Here is a 17,307-nt window from a genome sequence, read left to right on the forward strand (position 1 = left end):
CGCCGCGCGATCCCTCGCGCGGCGGGCCACTCGCGTCGGCGGTCACCCGGGCAGTTCGCCCTGGTCCGTGGCGGAACGCAGACGGCGGCCCGGGCCCTCGCCGAAGTCGCTCTGGTGTCCCAGCGCGTCCCAGGGCAGTCGGCAGGTCATGACGTGGACGGTCTGAACGACGAGCAGGGTCAAGGGCCAGCAGAGCAGGTGACCCACGGCGGTGAAGTACTTCACGCCGTATACGAAGAACAGGTCGTGTCCGGTGTACTCGTGCCGGTACCAGGTCAGGACGAGCCGCCCCAGCGGCCGCCCGACCACCGCGGTGCCGTCCCGGTGGGCGGGAGGACGCGGATCGTAGACCAGGCTGTTCGCGATCACCGAGAACGCCTTGAGGTTCAGCGTCCGGCGCACGGGAGCCAGGAGGAGCGCCGCCAGACCCCACAGCGGGTAGGTGATCCAGCTCATCCCGGCCAACGCGAAGGATGCGAACAGTGCCAGGTTCCCGGCGGCCAGCGGAATCCCGACCCAGCGGACCGCGACCGACTGCCGGAACAGGTCGGCCCGCGTGAACGGCTCGCGCATCGTCAGCTCGGACGGCTCTTCCGTGGCGTACCGGCTCGGGTCGAACCCCATGCGCCGGGCCCGGAGCCACCGGTCCAGCTGGATCCGGAGGATCAGCAGCGTGGCGGCCGCCGCACACCCCAGGAACACCCACCGCCACATCGCGCCCCCGTCCCCCGCCCGCGCCCCCGCCGGTCATCCGGGAAGTATGACCGGCGCCGGGCCGCCCGTCTTCAGGTGTGCGGGGCCCGGTATACGTTCCAGAACCCCGCCCGCGAAGACGTCGTACAGCGGCAGCGTCTCCAGGTGGACGTAGCCGATGTGGCAGTCGCAGACGGCGAGCGGGCAGGGGCGGGGGCGCAGGGCCGCGCGGTAGGAGCCGTCGTAGAGGTTGCCCAGTTCGGCGCGGACGAAGTGGCAGCGGCGGACCGTGCCCTCGCCGTCGACCGAGACGACCGACTCGCCGGTCCGGCAGGGCAGTCCGGCGCTGGTGTGCGGACGGCGGCTGTACGGGAAGAGCGGGTCGAGGGCGGTCCAGAGGTCGGCCTCCGCGTCGCTGTAGGTGTGCCCCTCGGCCGCGTTGATCCACAGGTAGACGTGTTCGGGCAGGTCCGCGCGGAGGCGGCGGGCCGCGTCGAGGTGCTCGGCGAGGCCGACGATGCCGACGCTGAAGCGGATGCCCCGGTCCGTCAGGTCACGGCACTTGGCGAGGAATCGGTCGTAGGGCGTCTGGCCCGGGTGGTACGTGCACCACAGGGCGAGGGTGTCGGGGTCCGCCTCGGCCAGCCAGTCGGTGCGGCAGCTGAGGTTGGTCTGGATGGCGACCCGGCGGATGTGCGGGAGGCGGGAGAGGTCGGCGAGGGTGCGCCGGTACCAGGAGCGGACCAGGCCCTCGCCCCAGGGGGTGAAGAGGAGGGAGAGCCGGTCGTCGGTCCGGGCGGCGGCCCAGTCGGCGAAGCGCTCCAGGGCGGCGCGGTCGGCGCGGAGCTGGGCCGTCGAGTCGCGTCGCTTGGCGAACGGGCAGTAGGGGCAGTCGTAGTCGCAGGAGGCGAGGGGGCCGCGGTAGAGGAGGGTCAGGTCCATGACGGCCGGGTCACTTCCGCTCGTAGGCGGCCATGGCGTCCCGTACGGCCGGAGAGAACAGCTCGGGGCCGATGGCGTCGGAGTGGGCGAGGCCCTCGGGGGTGAGCCGGAGGGTCGTCGGGTCGGCGTCGGTCAGCCAGCCGCGGTCGGCGATGCGTTCGAGTTCGGGGCCGAAGTCGTCGGCGGGCGCGCTGCCGGGGAAGCGGGCGCGGTAGTCGTCGAGGCGCAGGCCCTCGGCCTGGAGCAGCGACTGCAGGAGGTGTCGGCGGCGTGCCTCGTGGGCGTCCATGGCGTAGCCGACCTGCGCGTGGGCGAAGTCGGAGGCGTCGCCGGCGACGTAGTCGTCGATGATGCCTCGGATCTGGTGCATGTCGACGGCGTAGTCGAAGGAATAGTGCAGGCCGGCCGTGTAGGAGCGGGCGCCGCAACCGAGGCCGATCATGCCGTCGGTCTGGCAGGCGTAGTCGTCGGCGCCCTGCGGCGGGGCGTCCGTACGGCGGAACATGCGCATGGACTGCTGGGTGTAGCCGTGGGCGAGGAGGTGGTCGCGGCCCGCCCGGTACAGGCGCAGCCGCTGTTCGTCCCAGGCCCGGTCGGGGCCCGTCCGCCGCCGGTCGAGGCCGGTGAGGGGGCGGACGTAGAGGGGGTAGAGGTAGAGCTCCTCGGGGCGCCAGGCCAGGGCCGCGTCCAGGGAGTGGCGCCAGGTCTGCTCGGTCTGGCCGTCGATGCCGTAGATCAGGTCGATGTTGAGGACCGGGATGCGGGCGTCGCGTGTGCGGGTGAGGGCCGCCTCGACATCTGCGCGGCGCTGCGGGCGGACGGCTGCGCGGGCCTCGGAGTCGACGAAGCTCTGCACGCCCAGGCTCAGCCGGGTCGCGCCCCGGTCGGCCAGTACGGCGAGGCGGTCGGCGGTGGCCGTGGCGGGCGAGGCCTCGACGGACAGCGGGACCGCGCGCAGGTCGGCGCCCATCCGGTGCTCGGCGAGGTCGCAGAGGCGGTCCAGCTCGGCGGCGGTGAGGAAGGTGGGGGTGCCGCCGCCGAAGGCCGCCGTGGCGAACCGGACGTCGCCGGTGGCTCCCAGCGCTTCCCGTACGGCGGTGGCCTGGCGTTCCAGTGCGTCCAGGTAGGCGCCGGTCAGGCCGTCGGGGGCGCCGATGCGGGTGAAGAGGTTGCAGAAGCCGCAGCGGACCTCGCAGAACGGTATGTGCAGATAGAGGGAGAGCGCGTCCTTGGGCTCGGCCGCCCACAGGTCCCGCAGCAGGGGCCGCTCTTCGAGTGCGCGGTATGCCGTCTTGTGGGGGTAGGCGTAGACGTAGTGCTGGTAGGGGCTGGCGAGCTGGGCGGTGGTCATACGGCGGCCTCGGCGGGGTCGAGGAAGAAGTGGGCGTACGGCACGGTCCACACGGACTCGTGGCCGAGGCGGTGGCCGGTGTAGCCGTCGTCGCCGTAGGCGGTGCCGTGGTCGGAGCAGACGATCGCGAGGCAGCGGCGTCTGCTGCTCGCGGCGGCGAACAGCCGCCCGATGTGCCGGTCCACGTACTCCAGGGCCGCGGCGTGGGTGGCGCGGGTGTCTCCGGCCTCGCGGGTCGCGCCGGGCAGATGGAACCAGTTCGGCTGATGCAGCGCGGAGACGTTGACGAAGAGGAACAGCCGTTGGTCGGCTGGGAGTCGGGCCACGACCTGTTCGGCGTGGGCGATCTGGTTCTCGAAGGAGGCTGGTGAGGTGACGCCGAACTCCGGTGTCCAGTGGGACTCGTGGAACAGGCCGGGCAGCACCGAACCCAGCGGGCCCTGCTTGTTGAAGAAGCCCACTCCCCCGACGCAGACGGTGTGGTAGCCGTCCTCGGCGAGGCCGGAGACGAGGTCGGGGGTGTCGTAGACATACGTTCCCCCGGCGGTGGTCTCACTGCCCGCGAAGCTCGCCGCGAACAGCCGGGGGTGCGGTCCGGGGGCGGCCGGGGTCGGCAGGAAGCCGGCGAAGATCGCCTGGTGCGAGGCGTAGGTGAAGCTGCCCGGGGCGTGCCGCTTCTCCCAGCGGCCGCCGGGGAGGTGACGGGCCAGGTTCGGGATGCGGCCGGCCGCCGCCAGCTCGACGGCGACGTCGTACCGCAGGGTGTCGAGGGTGACGAGGAGGAGGTCGTCGCTGCCCACCACCTCGTTCATGTCCGGCTCAGGCATGGGCTGTTCCGGCACGGGGCGTTCCGGCACGGGGCGTTCCGGCATGGGCTGTTCCTGTTCTGTACCGGCCTGTGTGCCGGGTGAAGTCGCGGAGGACGGCTGCCACCTGGGCGGCGTACGTGTCGAGGCCCTCCGCGCCGCTGTCGGGCAGGCCGGTGAGCCGGGGCAGCAGGTCGCCGAAGGCGTTGACCTCGCCGATCGCGACTCTGCGCCAGCCGACGGCCGGCAGCAGGTCGACGCCGACGCACAGGGTGCGCGGGAAGCAGGCGGCGGCCCGCTCGCACACGCCGAGCACGTCGGCCCAGCGGACGCCGGCCGTCTCGAAGGACCGCCGGACGTCGTCGAGGTCGCCGCGACGGCCGCCGAGGTGGAGGTTGGTCATGGGTGAGCGGCTGGTGCGGACGACGGCGTGGGTGGCCCGGCCGGCCACGACGACGACCCGCAGGTCGGCGGCCCGACCCTCCTGGGAGGCCTTCGGCAGCCAGCGTTCGAGGTGCAGTCCGTCCGGGGCGAGCGCGTCGACGATGGCGGCGACGTCGGCCTCGCTCTCGTAGCGGCGCACCTTGAGGGAGTTGTAGAGGCAGCCGTCCGGGGCGAGTTCCACGGAGGTGGTGACCCTGATCCGGCCGCCGCCGGCCTCGACGGCGAGGACGCCCGAGGCGGACGACCCGTGCGCGGGCTTCACGAACAGCCGGTGCATGCCGTGCTCGCGCATCAGCGCGCGCACGTCGTCCCAGCCGCGCACCCGCGCGCCCGCCGGGCCCGAGGTCGGCGAGACGGGGACGGGAACGCCCGCCGCGTCGAGGACGGCGTGGCACTTGCGCTTGTCGAACAGCACCGCGAGCTCGCCGGGGTCGTCGAGGCGGACGCCGCCGCGCAGACCGGACACCGCCGCGGTGAAGCCGGCGTACCAGCGGGCCGAGCCCTCGACCCGGGTCGGGTCGCCGGGGCCCCGCAGCAGTCGGTCCACCTCGGTGTTCTCACCGGGCGAGTCGATCCGGACGAGTTCGTCGGCGGCGAAGTCGGCTCCTGCGTCGCGCAGCACGGTCGTCCAGGGGACGAGGCGCGGGTCGGGCAGGCCGGCCGCGCGCACCGCGTCGCGGAAGAGGGCGACCCGCCGGTTCTCGGGGTTGCCGACCACGGCGAAACGCACCCCGGTCACGGTCGCGGTGCTCACTCGCTCACGGCGACGTAGCGCCACACCGTGCCGTCCTCGTCATCGTCGTCCTCGTCCTCCTCCTCTTCGGCGCCACCGTCGTGGAGGTCCACCTCGACGCCCGCGGCCTCGACGGTCTGCCGGATCCGTTCCACCAGTTCGTCGGTCATGTAGTGGTAGTGCAGGTCGAGCTTCTTGAGATGGGTGAGCGGCTGGCCGCCGAGCAGGGCCACGGCCCCCTCGTCGGTCAGAATCCCCATGGAGAGGTCCAGCACCTCCAGCCGCGCGACGACCGGGGCGGAGGCCACGGCAACGGCGATGTCGTCCTGTATCTCGCTGTTGCGCAGGGCCAGATGGCGCAGCCTCGGCAGCCGGGCTCCGGTCAGGAACGGCTCCAGGTCGGTCACCTCGCTGTCGCCGCCGTACTCCGGGGTGCCGAGCCACAGGTCGAGGTGTTCCAGGGCGGGCAGGTCGCTGCCGCCGATGCCGCGCACGACCGCGGCGGGCAGACCGCCGGTCTGCACGACGAGCTTGCGCAGCGAGCCGTGGCTCACCGCGGGGAACTCGAGGCCGGAGCCGCCGCGGACGCCGAACTCCTCCAGGCCGGGGTAGGCGGTCAGCAGCGGGGTGACATCGCCCTGGCGGATCCAGGAGATCTCGCTCTCCTCCATCACCAGGTCGCCGAAGAACAGGGCGCGCAGGGCGGGGAAGCGGTCGTGGGCCTCGATGAGTTCCTTCAGTATCTCGGAGGGGGATCCGTCGGACGCCCCCTCCCAGGCCCCGACGATCAGAGCCCTGACGCGGGTGGTGTCGACAGCGGCGCGGAAGCGGTCGAAGGCGGCTCTCCAGGACTCGTCGCGGTGGTACGGATCGTTGGTGATCCGCCAGGCGACGGACTCCGGGTCGGGCAGGCCGTCGGTCCGCTCGCCGGGGCCCGGGAAGACATGGGCCGGCAGCCCGTACAACGCGTCGAGGTGGCTGTGGATGGTCATGCGGCTGCTCCAGTGCGGAAGTGGCGCGATCCCTGTTCCCGCAGTTCTACCAACCGGCACTGACAACGGGGGGCGGCGGGGCCGGGGTTCGGGGCGTTGTCAGTGGCGGCCCGTACGGTCGTGGTCATGAGGCCGGTGCACGGTGCGCCCGGCGGTGAGGGGAGAGCCATGTACCGGCAGGGAGACGTGCTGATCGTGCCCGTGGCGCGGGAGGCGTTGCCGCCGCATGTCGAGCGGGCGCCGAGTCAGGCGCGGGACGGGCGGGGCCGGCTGGTGCTGGCACTGGGCGAGGTCACCGGGCACGCCCACGCGGTGGTGGGACCGGGCGATCTGGTGCGCGAGCCGGGTCCGTTCGGCCCGCTGCTGTTGCGGCTGCCGCAGGGCGGCCGGGTGGTCCACGAGGAGCACGCGGCGATAGCCCTTCCGAAGGGCTGGTACCGGGTGATCCGGCAGCGGGAGTACGTGCCGGGGTCCGTGCGGATCGTGGCGGACTGACTCGGCTCAGGGTGGTTCAGGGGGGGAACGGACAGTGGTGGAGGGGCAGATGACGACTACGGACATCGACATGACGCAGAGCGCCGGGGGCGGCGCCCACGACGCGCTGCGCGGCTGGCGGGCGTGTGCCGCGGCGACCGGTCCCGCCGACCGGGCGGCGGCCGAGGAGGGGGTGCGCCTGGCCTATCGGCGGGCCGGTCTGGCCGAGCCGGAGCGGGTGGTCTGGGCCGGTTCCCCGCGCGAGGCCGTCACGCTGGTCGGGGAGTCGGCGGACCGGGGCCCGAGTGTGCGGGAGGCGGTGCGCAGCGTGCCCTGGGCGCGTGAACGGGAGCGCCTGCACGCGGAGTTGGGGGCCGAGGGCTGGGCTGCGCACTGGGCGGCGACCGGCGGGCGGCTGTGGGACTCGACGCAGGCGCTGGTGGACCGGATCCGCGCCGGGCTGCTGGAGGACCTGGCCGGCGCGGACACCGGGAAGGAGGCCACGAAGGTCCGGATGACCCTGCTGGACGCGGTGCTGGGACAGCACGACGCTCCGTGGCTCGCCGCGTTCCCGACCGAGGGCGGCCCGCTCGACGGGCTGGCCGCGGTCGGCCGCAACGCGGGCTGGTGGTGGCCGTTCGCCCGGGTGGCGGTGGTGTGCGAGCGGCCGGTGGCCCTGCACCGCGACGAGGCGGGCCGGCTCGACAGCGGCGACGGCCCGGCGCTCGCCTACCCGGACGGCTTCGCGCTGTACGCGTGGCGCGGGATGCCGGTGCCGGCCGACTTCCTCGCGGAGCTGCCGACGCTCGCACCGGAACGGATCCGGTCCGAGGCGAACGCCGAACTGCGCCGGGTCATGCTCGAGTACTACGGCTACGACCGCTATCTGGCGGACTCCGGCGCACGTCACGTCCACCGTGACGAGACGGGCACGCTGTGGCGGATCGACCTTTCGGACGACGAGCCGGTCGTCATGGTGGAGGTCCTCAACTCCACACCGGAGCCGGACGGGACCCATCGCACGTACTGGCTGCGGGTACCGCCGGCGACCCGGACGGCGAGAGAGGGCGTCGCCTGGACGTTCGGGCTCCACCCCGACGTGTACGCGCCCGTGCGGGAGACGTGAGCCGGTGAGTTCCCCGGGCGGGCCTCAGGCCGCCGCGGCGCGGGCCAGTACGTCGGTGACCTCGGCGCGGACCGCGTCCCGGGCCGTCGCGGGCAGACCGGCCAGGTCCGTGCCCGCCAGGGCGTCGAGGACCTGTTCGGCTCCGGCGTCGGCGTCGTAGGGCGTGCTCTCGCTGAGCACCTCGTAGCCGTCGCGCACGGCCACGCGCAGCCGGGCGGGAGCGTCCGGCGCGCCGGAGGCGGGGCCCTCGGCGTGCACCGCGGCGGCGACGACCAGCGGCGGCGGGCCGCCCGCCGCGCCCTCGACCTTGCGGTAGCCGCTGGCCAGGGGCGTGCGCCAGCGCAGCGCGACCAGCACATGACGCTTCGCCAGCAGCTCGCTCAGGTCGGTGTCGTAGACGCCGTCGGGATCCAGGACGGTCGCCCGGGCGTCCAGCACGAGCGCCGCCGGGAGCAGACAGCGCAGGGTGCTGCCGACGATGTTGCCGCCGACCGTGGCCGCCCGGCGCACCGCGCCCGTGCCCACGCCGGAGGCCGCCCGGTGCAGTACCTCGGGCACGGTCGCGTCGACGCGGTGCAGCAGCACGGCGCCCCCGAGTTCCTCGGGGCCGACCACGCCCGCCTCCGGCAGGTTGCGCAGCGAGACGGCCTGCTCGGGGAAGCCGTCCCGCTGCCAGCCGGCCCACACCAGCGTCGCGCCGCCTATCGGTACCGCCCCCTCGGCCAGACACCGTTGTGCTTCGGCTATGGAGGAGGGAAGACGCAACTGCACGACAACCAACCTGCCTTCCCGGAGAGTTCGTGGGGAGGAGCGTGTCACTCACCCGCATGATCAATGGCAGAACGGATTCTGCCCAGGCGTACGGGGGCGCATACCGGGCTCACGGCTGCATCTCACGCAACGTCGAATTGCGTTGCGGCCGGTTCCGTCCGCCCGGATCCTGGGCTTCATGCCCTACCTCTTGCGTCCCGCCACGCTTGCCGACGCGCCCGCCGTCACCGACCTGCTCAACCAGATCGACGTGCTCGAGATCGGCCGTCCCGAGACGGACCTGCACACCGTCGAAGCGGATCTGAAGAACCCCGAGACCGATCTCGAACAGGACTCGTGGCTCGCCTTCGACGGGGACCGACTGGTGGTCTACGGGCTGCTGTGGGACGACTCGGCGGGCGAGCGCATCGACGTCGACCACTATGTGCTGCCCGCTCACCAGGAGGCCGGGAAGCTCGTCCTGGAGGCGATGGAGGCCAGGGCGCTGCGCAAGGCACGGGAGAACGGCGCCGAGCGCGCGGTGGTGCATCTGCATCTGAACGTGCGGCCGACGCTCGACACCGCTCTGCTGGACAAGCGCGGCTGGTCCGTGGTCCGCCGCTATCACGTGCTGCGCCGCGCGGTGGACGCGGCGGCCGACCGCGCGCCGCGGCCGCCCGCGGGGGTGCGGCTGCGGCCCTGCGCCACCGAGGCGGACCGGGTCCGCGTCCACGAGCTCTATCAGGCCGCTTTCGCGGAGCACTTCGACTTCCAGCCCCGCGCCTACCGGCAGTGGCTGCACGACATGGACGCCGAGGGGCTGGACTGGTCGCTGGTGTGGATCGTCACCGCGGACGATCTCGGGGACGCCGGGTTCCTGCTGGCCCGCAACGACCGGGAGGCCATGGGGTGGATCCGCAGCATCGGCGTCCTGCGCGAGGCCCGGGGCCGCGGCCTCGCCGGGCTGCTGCTGCGGCATGCCTTCGCCGCGTTCGCCGCACGGGGGCGGGACACGGTGGGGCTGGGCGTGGACACCTCCAACACCACCGGGGCTCCACAGCTGTACGCGCGGAGCGGGATGACCGTCCACTTCGCCGTGGACACCTGGGAGGCGGTCCTGCGCTGAACCGCCCCCGCCCCTCCGCCCGCCCCGCTCTCAGCCGTTCGAGGCCAGCCAGGGCTGCGGGTCGGCGTAGTAGCCGTCGTAGATCACCTCGAAGTGGAGGTGCGGGCCGGTGGACAGGCCGGTGGAGCCGACGCGTCCGATCGGGGTTCCGGTCCGCACGGTCTGTCCGACGGCGACCTCCATGGCCGACAGATGGCTGTACGTCGTCTGCAGGCGTTTGCCGTCGATGGCGCCGTGGTCGACGACGATGCGGTTGCCGTACGCCCTCGTCATGGCCGCGAACACGACCGTGCCGTCGCGCGCCGACGAGACCTGGGCGCCCTGGGGCGCGCCGAAGTCCACGCCGGTGTGCAGCTTGGTCACTCCCGTGAGGGGGTGCTGGCGCGAACCGTACGGGGAGGTGACGGTGAGGGTGGTGACGGGCGCGGCCAGGATCGCGTTCGCGAGCGGGCCGCCGGCGGAGTCGTCGCGGTCGAACGCCTCGTACCGCGCGAACAGGGCCTTCACCTCGGTGAGGTAGGTCTGTGCCGCGGTCGGCACCTTGCCGGCCTCGGCGACCGCGTCCGTGCCGACCGCGTACGCGGCGAGGGTCAGGTCCACGAGTTCGCCGGAGACAGTCCCGTCGGTCCGCAGATCGGTGATCTTCTCGGCGAGGGAGCAGTCCTGCCGGCCCAGGGCCATGATCGCGTCGGCCTGATCGAGCGGCGAGGAGCTGCCGTTGCCGTCGTCGTCCTTGCCCCAGGTCCGCCATTCGGCGTCCGTATAGGCGGCGATGCCCTGTTGCCGGGAGGCAGCGGCGGCGCCGGTGGCCGTGGCGCCGCCGTTGTCCCATCCGGAGAGCTGGTCGATCTGCGCGGCGAGGAGGGACGGGGTGACGACCGTGCAGGCTTCGGCCGCCTTGCGCAGCCAGGGCCCGTAAGTCTCGTCGACGCCGTTCGCGGTGGACTGCTGCGGGCCTTCGTCCTGCACCCAGTCCGTGGGGAGACCGCCGGTGAGGGCGAGGAATCCGGCCACCACCGACAGCGTCAGCAGGCCCGGCAGCACCATCAGGGTGAAGGCGCCCGGCCCGCGTCGACGCGGGGGCGGGGCGGAAGGCTGGGGCGCGGCAGGGTGCGGCGGCGGGGGCGCGGTCTCCGGTTCGTGGGCCGTGCGGGTGTCGACGGCGGGCTCGTCGCTCACGCGGAGAACTCCGGACGGTCCGTCACGAGCCGTGCCGGGAAAGTGCTGTTGTTCACGGCCGGACGTTAGTCCGCCGCCCGGCGCACGTCACCGGACGCAGGGGCAGACCCCCTGTCCGCGAGGGCAGACCTGACCGTCGGCGGTCCGTCAGGGGACCCGGCCTGTCGGAGGGGCTTGATAGAACAGGCGGCGCACGGGCCGGATCGCTTGTCGCCGGCCGCCGTACCGCACGAAAGGCTCCTGCCTTGACCCTGAGTCACATATCGGAACTGCACGGTCTGCCGGTCTACGACTTCCCGCTGCCCGACACAAGCCCCGCGGACCTGCCGGCGGCGGATTCCGTCGCCTGGAAGATCTCCTGGCACGAGGGGAACGGGGAGGAGGACGACTACGCCTCGTGCTGGGACCGTTTCCTGGAGACCGTGGACCCGGCGGGCGTGCGGGCCCTGGTCCTCGGGGCCGGGGCCTACGGCACCGAGAACGACTACGCCGACCCGCGCGAGACCGCCGAACTGCTCGCCGCTGCGGCGGACCGGCTCACCGGTCTTCGGGCGCTCTACCTCGCCGATCTCGATTTCGAGGAGTCCGAGCTCTCCTGGATCGTCCAGGACGACGTCAGCCAGTTCCTGGCCCCGTTCCCGAGGCTGGAGGAACTCGGCGTGCGCGGTTCGGGCAACGGCTTCAGCGACGGCACGGGGCTCGAGTTCAAGCCCCTGCGTCATGACGGGCTGCGCATCCTGCGCTTCGAGAACGGCGGGCTGCCCTCCCACGTGGTGCAGGGGCTCGCCGCCTCCGAGCTGCCCGCGCTGGAGCACCTGGACATCTGGCTGGGCGAGGAGTGGTACGGCCGCACCACGACCGTGGCCGACCTCGCTCCGATCCTCGACGGCTCCCGGTTCCCCGCGCTGCGCCGGCTGGGTCTGCAGAACGCAGACATCCAGGACGAGATAGCCGCGGCCGTCGCCTCCGCGCCGGTCGTCGCTCAGCTCACGGCCCTGCACCTGGGCCGCGGGGCCCTCGGCGACGCCGGCGCCGAGGCCCTGCTGAGCGGTCAGCCCCTGCTCCACCTCAAGGAGCTGGACCTGTCGCACCACTTCCTGTCGGACGCCATGATGGAGCGGGTGCGGCAGGCCCTGGAGCCCCACGGGGTGCAGGTCGACCTCTCCGAGCAGGAGGTCGAGGAGGACGGCGAGCGGTACGTGGTCGCCGGGGAGTGACCGCCGGCGACCGCGGTCTCACCCCACGACGACGAGCAGGTCGCCGCCCTCCACCTGCTGGATCCGGTTGATGGCCAGCCGCGACACCGTGCCGGCGTTCGGGGCGGTGATCGTGGCCTCCATCTTCATGGCCTCGATGGTGGCGACCGTCGCGCCGGCCTCCACCGCGTCGCCCTCGGCGACCGCCAGCGTGACGACGCCCGCGAACGGCGCCGCGACATGCGCGGGGTTGGCGCGGTCGGCCTTCTCGGTGACCGGGACGTCGGAGGCCGCCGCCTTGTCGCGGACCTGGATGGGCCGCAGTTGGCCGTTCAGGGACGACATGACGGTGCGCATGCCGCGTTCGTCGGCCTCGCCGACGGCCTGGAGCTCGATCAGCAGCCGCACGCCCGGGTCGAGGTCGACGGCGTACTCCTTGCCCGGGCGCAGGCCGTAGAAGAAGTCCTTGCTGTCGAGGACGCTGGTGTCGCCGAAGGCCTGGCGGTGGGTCTCGAAGTCGCGCGTCGGGCCGGGGAAAAGCAGCCGGTTGAGGGTGCTGCGGCGGGTCTTCTCCAGTCCCTCGCGGTCCTCGGTGGTCAGGTCCGGCACGGGCTTGGCCGCGGCGCGGCCCTGGAGGGCCTTGCTGCGGAACGGCTCGGGCCAGCCGCCGGGCGGGGTGCCGAGCTCGCCGCGCAGGAAGCCGATGACGGAGTCGGGGATGTCGTAGCGGTCGGGGGTCGCCTCGAAGTCCTGCGGGGACACCCCGGCGCCGACGAGGTGCAGGGCGAGGTCGCCGACCACCTTGGACGAGGGGGTGACCTTGACGAGGTGGCCGAGGATGCGGTCGGCGGCGGCGTACATCGCCTCGATGTCCTCGAAGCGGTCGCCGAGGCCGAGCGCGACGGCCTGGGTGCGCAGGTTGGAGAGCTGCCCGCCGGGGATCTCGTGGTGGTAGACGCGCCCGGTCGGGGAGGCGAGGCCGGCCTCGAAGGGGGCGTAGATCCGGCGGACGCCCTCCCAGTAGGGCTCCAGGTCGCCGACGGCCTGGAGGTCGAGGCCGGTGGGCCGCTCGGAGTGGTCGGTCGCGGCGACGATCGCCGACAGGGAGGGCTGCGAGGTCGTGCCCGCCATGGAGGCGACCGCGCCGTCCACCGCGTCCGCGCCGGCCTGGATCGCGGCCAGGTAGGTGGCGAGCTGACCGCCCGCCGTGTCGTGGGTGTGCAGGTGCACGGGCAGTTCGAACTCGCGGCGCAGCGCGGACACGAGCTTTGCGGCGGCCGGGGCGCGCAGCAGGCCGGCCATGTCCTTGACGGCCAGGACGTGGGCGCCCGCCTCGACGATCTGCTCGGCCAGCCGCAGGTAGTAGTCGAGGGTGTAGAGGCGCTCGTTCGGGTCGGACAGGTCGGAGGTGTAGCAGAGGGCGACCTCGGCGACGGCCGTCCCGGTCTCGCGTACGGCGTCGATGGCGGGCCGCATCTGGCCGACGTCGTTGAGCGCGTCGAAGATGCGGAAGACGTCGATGCCGGTGGCGGCGGCCTCCTGCACGAAAGCGTCGGTGACCTCGGTCGGGTACGGGGTGTAGCCGACGGTGTTGCGGCCGCGCAGCAGCATCTGGAGGCAGATGTTGGGGACGGCCTCCCGCAGGGCCGCCAGCCGCTCCCAGGGGTCCTCGGCGAGGAAGCGCAGGGCGACGTCGTAGGTGGCGCCGCCCCAGCACTCCAGGGAGAGCAGGCCCGGCAGGGTGCGGGCGACCAGCGGGGCGGAGGCCAGCAGGTCCTTGGTGCGGACCCGGGTGGCGAGCAGGGACTGGTGGGCGTCGCGGAAGGTGGTGTCTGTGACGCCGATGGTGGGCGACTCGCGCAGCCAGCGGGCGAAGCCCTCGGGGCCGAGGTGGACCAGCCGCTGCCGGGAGCCCGCGGGCGGCTCGCCGGCGGGCAGCGGCGGCAGCTTGGTGGTCGGGTCGATCAGCTCGGGCCGCTCGCCGTGCGGCTTGTTGACGGTGACGTCGGCGAGGTAGGTCAGCAGCTTGGTGCCGCGGTCGGCGGAGGTGCGGGCGGTGAGCAGGTGCGGCCGTTGTTCGATGAAGGACGTGGTGACGCGTCCGGCCTGGAAGTCGGCGTCGTCGAGGACGGCCTGGAGGAACGGGATGTTGGTGGCCACGCCGCGGATGCGGAACTCGGCCACGGCGCGCCGGGCGCGGCCGATCGCCGTCTGGAAGTCGCGGCCCCGGCAGGTGAGCTTGACCAGCATCGAGTCGAAGTGCGCGCTGATCTCGGTACCGGCGTGGGTGGTGCCGCCGTCGAGGCGGATGCCGGAGCCGCCGGGCGAGCGGTAGGCGCTGATGCGGCCGGTGTCCGGGCGGAAGCCGTTGGCGGGGTCCTCGGTGGTGATCCGGCACTGGAGGGCGGCGCCGTGCAGTTGTACCGTCTCCTGGGAGAGGCCGAGGTCGGCGAGGGTCTCGCCGGCGGCGATGCGCAGCTGGGCCTGGACCAGGTCGACGTCGGTGACCTCCTCGGTCACCGTGTGCTCGACCTGGATGCGCGGGTTCATCTCGATGAAGACGTGGTTGCCTTCGGGGTCGAGGAGGAACTCGACGGTGCCGGCGTTGCGGTAGCCGATCTCGCGGGCGAAGCGGACGGCGTCGGCGCAGATGCGGTCCCGCAGCTCGGGGTCGAGGTTGGGCGCGGGGGCCAGCTCGATCACCTTCTGGTGCCGGCGCTGGACCGAGCAGTCCCGCTCGAAGAGGTGGATGACGTCGCCCGCGCCGTCGGCGAGGATCTGCACCTCGATGTGGCGGGGGTCGACGACGGCCTTCTCCAGGAAGACGGTGGGGTCGCCGAAGGCGGACGCGGCCTCGCGGGACGCCGCCTCGATGGACTCGCGCAGGGTGGCCGGGTCCCCGACGCGGCGCATGCCGCGCCCGCCGCCGCCGGCGACCGCCTTCACGAACACGGGGAAGCCGATCTCCTCGGCGGCCCGGACGAGTTCGTCGACGTCGTTGGAGGGGGCGGACGAGCCGAGCACGGGCACGCCCGCGGCGCGGGCCGCGGCCACCGCGCTCGCCTTGTTGCCGGTCAGTTCGAGGGTGCGGGCGTCGGGCCCGACGAACGTGATGCCCGCCTCCTCGCACGCGCGCGCGAGTTCGGGGTTCTCGGAGAGGAACCCGTAGCCCGGGTAGACGGCGTCGGCACCCGCTCGCCGGGCGGCGCCGACGATCTCCTCCACGGAGAGGTAGGCGCGCACGGGGTGCCCGGGTTCGCCGATCTCGTAGGCCTCGTCGGCTTTCTGCCGGTGCAGCGAGTTGCGGTCCTCGTGCGGGAAGACGGCGACCGTGCGCGCGCCCAGCTCATAGCCGGCGCGGAATGCACGGATCGCGATCTCGCCGCGGTTGGCGACCAGCACCTTGCGGAACATCCTGGACCCCTTCAGCCTGACGGTGACGGGACCCATCGTGGCGGTGAGTGACCGGGTTGGCCATGTGAGTCCGGCCACTCACCGCATGTCTCGCTCGTTCGGACCGTGATCGACTGCATTCGACGCCCGAGTCAGGTGGCCGTGGCCGCCGCGGCGGCCCGTCCGGCCTGGCGCCCCGAGAACAGGCAGCCGCCGAGGAAGGTGCCTTCCAGGGAGCGGTAGCCGTGGACCCCGCCGCCGCCGAAGCCGGCGACCTCGCCGGCCGCGTACAGACCGGGCACGGGGTTCCCGGCGGCGTTCAGGACCCTCCCGGAGAGGTCGGTCTGCAGGCCGCCGAGGGTCTTGCGGGTGAGGACGTTGAGGCGTACGGCGATCAGCGGTCCGGCACTGGAGTCGAGGATCCGGTGGATGGACGCCGTGCGGCTGAGCGAGTCGCCGGTGTAGTTCAGGGCGTTGCGAATGCCCATGACCTGGACGTCCTTGGTGTAGCTGTTGTCGATCTCGCGGTCGCGGGCCTCGATCTGCCGTTTGAGATCGGCGAGCTGGATCAGGTTGTCGCCGGTCAGCTTGTTCATGCCGGCGACGAGGTCGGTGAGCGTCGTGGCGACGACGAAGTCCGCGCCCTTGTTCTTGAACTTCTCGATCGGCTCCGGGGTCTGCCAGATGCGGGACAGCAGCTGCCAGATGTTCTTGTTGGTGAGGTCCGGGTTCTGTTCGGACCCGGAGAGTGCGAACTCCTTGGCGATGATCTTCTGGGTGGTGACGAACCAGGAGTAGTCGTAGCCGGAGTCGGTGATCGTCTTGAGGGTGTGCAGGGTGTCGTAGCCCGGGATGTCGGGGGTGTCGAACCGCTTGCCCTTGGCGTCGAACCACATCGAGGACGGGCCGGGCAGGATGCGGATGCCGTGGCCGGGCCAGATCGGGTCGTAGTTGCGCAGGCCCTCGGTGTAGTGCCACATGCGGTCGGGGTTGACGATGCGGCCGCCCGCCTTCTCGGTGATGGCGAGCATCCGGCCGTCGACGTGCGCGGGGACGCCGGTGACCATGAACTTCGGCGGGGTGCCCATGCGGGCGGGCCAGTTCTGCCGTACGAGGTCGTGGTTGGCGCCGATGCCGCCGGAGGTGACGACGACGACCGGGGCGCGCAGTTCGAACTGGCCGACGACCGTGCGGGAGCTGGGCTTGCCGCGGGCCACGCCGCTGGGCTCCAGGACCGCGCCGCGGACGCCGGTGACGACTCCGCCGGTGGTGACGACCTCGTCGACGCGGTGGCGGAACTTGAAGGTCACCTTGTTGTCCTCGACGGCGGCCCGCACCTTCTTCTCGAACGGCTCGACCACGGCCGGTCCGGTCCCCCAGGTGACGTGGAAGCGCGGCACCGAGTTGCCGTGGCCCGTGGCGAGGCCGCCGCCGCGCTCGGCCCAGCCGACGATCGGGAACCACTGCACGCCGAGCCCGGCCAGCCAGGACCGCTTCTCGCCGGACGCGAACTCGACGTAGGCCTTGGCCCACTGGGCCGCCCAGTAGTCCTGGCCCTTGGGGTCGTCGACGCCCCGGTCGAAACCGGCCGTGCCCTGCCAGTCCTGCCAGGCCAGGTCGTAGGTGTCCTTCACGCCCATGAGCCGCTGTTCGTCGGAGTTGACGAAGAACAGGCCGCCGAAGGACCAGAACGCCTGGCCGCCGATGCTCGCCTCGGGTTCCTGGTCGAGGAGCAGCACCTTGCGGCCGGCGGCGGCGAGCTCGGCGGTCGCGACGAGACCGGCGAGTCCGTGGCCGACGACGATCGCGTCGGCGTCCTGCGACTCGGCGCCGAAGGCCGGGAAGGCCTGGGCCGCGAGGGTCGCGCCCGCGACGACCCCGCCGGCCACGGTCAGGGCGTGGCGGCGGGTGATGGCGGCGGCTGCGGGGTTGTCCATGAGCGGCCCTCCCGGGGAAGTTGCAAGAGGCGATGCAAAGGGCAGTGCGTGGGGCGGCACCTGGGTGATGCTTGACCAAGGCTTGGGCGGTACTTGGCCGGTACCTGGGCGCGTGGCACAGGGCTGTTCCTGCGACAAAGGCGCTGTTACCGTCGGTAGCCCACA

Annotated in this window: 14 protein-coding genes; 4 read left to right on the forward strand and 10 right to left on the reverse strand. The window is 72.7% G+C overall.

Going from position 1 to position 17,307, the window contains the following annotated elements; translation table 11 throughout:
- Positions 1-42: 42 nt before the first annotated feature.
- The 6 genes from AB0J04_RS33575 to AB0J04_RS33600 are packed head-to-tail and all read right to left on the reverse strand — an operon-like array spanning position 43 to position 5,961.
- Positions 43-714 carry a hypothetical protein gene (locus AB0J04_RS33575; RefSeq protein ID WP_363172380.1) on the reverse strand — a complete coding sequence of 224 codons (672 nt, stop codon included), beginning with the start codon at positions 712-714 and terminating at the stop codon, positions 43-45.
- 33 nt (positions 715-747) lie between these two features.
- On the reverse strand, positions 748-1,635 hold the full coding sequence (locus AB0J04_RS33580; protein ID WP_363172382.1) for an STM4011 family radical SAM protein: 888 nt from the start codon (positions 1,633-1,635) through the stop codon (positions 748-750).
- Between the two features lie 10 nt (positions 1,636-1,645).
- Complete coding sequence (locus tag AB0J04_RS33585) at positions 1,646-2,986, reverse strand: STM4012 family radical SAM protein (protein ID WP_363172383.1); 1,341 nt, start codon at positions 2,984-2,986, stop codon at positions 1,646-1,648.
- On the reverse strand, positions 2,983-3,798 hold the full coding sequence (locus tag AB0J04_RS33590; protein WP_363172401.1) for an STM4013/SEN3800 family hydrolase: 816 nt from the start codon (positions 3,796-3,798) through the stop codon (positions 2,983-2,985). The genes AB0J04_RS33585 and AB0J04_RS33590 overlap by 4 nt, the downstream gene beginning before the upstream one ends.
- 7 nt (positions 3,799-3,805) lie before the next feature.
- Positions 3,806-4,990 (reverse strand): STM4014 family protein, encoded by a 1,185-nt coding sequence (locus AB0J04_RS33595; RefSeq protein ID WP_363172385.1) that lies wholly within the window; start codon positions 4,988-4,990, stop codon positions 3,806-3,808.
- Positions 4,987-5,961: an STM4015 family protein gene (locus AB0J04_RS33600; protein WP_363172386.1), complete on the reverse strand. Its 975-nt coding sequence runs from the start codon at positions 5,959-5,961 to the stop codon at positions 4,987-4,989. Before AB0J04_RS33600 ends, AB0J04_RS33595 begins: the two co-directional genes overlap by 4 nt.
- A 168-nt stretch (positions 5,962-6,129) precedes the next feature.
- Between AB0J04_RS33600 and AB0J04_RS33605 the strand changes: the two genes are divergently transcribed.
- Both AB0J04_RS33605 and AB0J04_RS33610 read left to right on the forward strand, forming a co-directional pair.
- On the forward strand, positions 6,130-6,456 hold the full coding sequence (locus AB0J04_RS33605; RefSeq protein WP_363172387.1) for a hypothetical protein: 327 nt from the start codon (positions 6,130-6,132) through the stop codon (positions 6,454-6,456).
- A gap of 49 nt (positions 6,457-6,505) precedes the next feature.
- Positions 6,506-7,561, forward strand: a complete 1,056-nt coding sequence (locus tag AB0J04_RS33610) for a DUF6745 domain-containing protein (RefSeq protein WP_363172388.1) — start codon at positions 6,506-6,508, stop codon at positions 7,559-7,561.
- A 24-nt stretch (positions 7,562-7,585) separates the two neighbouring features.
- Here the strand turns inward: AB0J04_RS33610 and AB0J04_RS33615 are convergent, their stop codons facing one another.
- Positions 7,586-8,332 (reverse strand): FAD binding domain-containing protein, encoded by a 747-nt coding sequence (locus AB0J04_RS33615; RefSeq protein WP_363172390.1) that lies wholly within the window; start codon positions 8,330-8,332, stop codon positions 7,586-7,588.
- 178 nt (positions 8,333-8,510) lie between these two features.
- On the opposite strand from AB0J04_RS33615, the gene AB0J04_RS33620 reads away from it, so the two are divergent.
- Positions 8,511-9,437: a GNAT family N-acetyltransferase gene (locus AB0J04_RS33620; RefSeq protein ID WP_363172391.1), complete on the forward strand. Its 927-nt coding sequence runs from the start codon at positions 8,511-8,513 to the stop codon at positions 9,435-9,437.
- A 30-nt stretch (positions 9,438-9,467) separates the two neighbouring features.
- Here the strand turns inward: AB0J04_RS33620 and AB0J04_RS33625 are convergent, their stop codons facing one another.
- Positions 9,468-10,616, reverse strand: coding sequence for a M23 family metallopeptidase (locus AB0J04_RS33625; protein WP_363172392.1), 1,149 nt, complete (start codon positions 10,614-10,616; stop codon positions 9,468-9,470).
- Positions 10,617-10,861: 245 nt separating this feature from the next.
- Here AB0J04_RS33625 and AB0J04_RS33630 point away from each other — a divergent pair, with 245 nt between their 5' ends.
- Complete coding sequence (locus AB0J04_RS33630; protein WP_363172393.1) at positions 10,862-11,833, forward strand: STM4015 family protein; 972 nt, start codon at positions 10,862-10,864, stop codon at positions 11,831-11,833.
- Positions 11,834-11,851: 18 nt separating this feature from the next.
- Here AB0J04_RS33630 and AB0J04_RS33635 read toward each other — a convergent pair whose 3' ends face one another.
- Positions 11,852-15,226, reverse strand: a complete 3,375-nt coding sequence (locus AB0J04_RS33635) for a pyruvate carboxylase (RefSeq protein ID WP_363172394.1) — start codon at positions 15,224-15,226, stop codon at positions 11,852-11,854.
- A gap of 131 nt (positions 15,227-15,357) precedes the next feature.
- Complete coding sequence (locus AB0J04_RS33640) at positions 15,358-17,142, reverse strand: FAD-binding dehydrogenase (protein ID WP_363172395.1); 1,785 nt, start codon at positions 17,140-17,142, stop codon at positions 15,358-15,360.
- Positions 17,143-17,307 lie beyond the last annotated feature (165 nt).

The sequence above is a fragment of the Streptomyces sp. NPDC050263 genome (assembly GCF_040655955.1).
Lineage (GTDB): Bacteria > Actinomycetota > Actinomycetes > Streptomycetales > Streptomycetaceae > Streptomyces.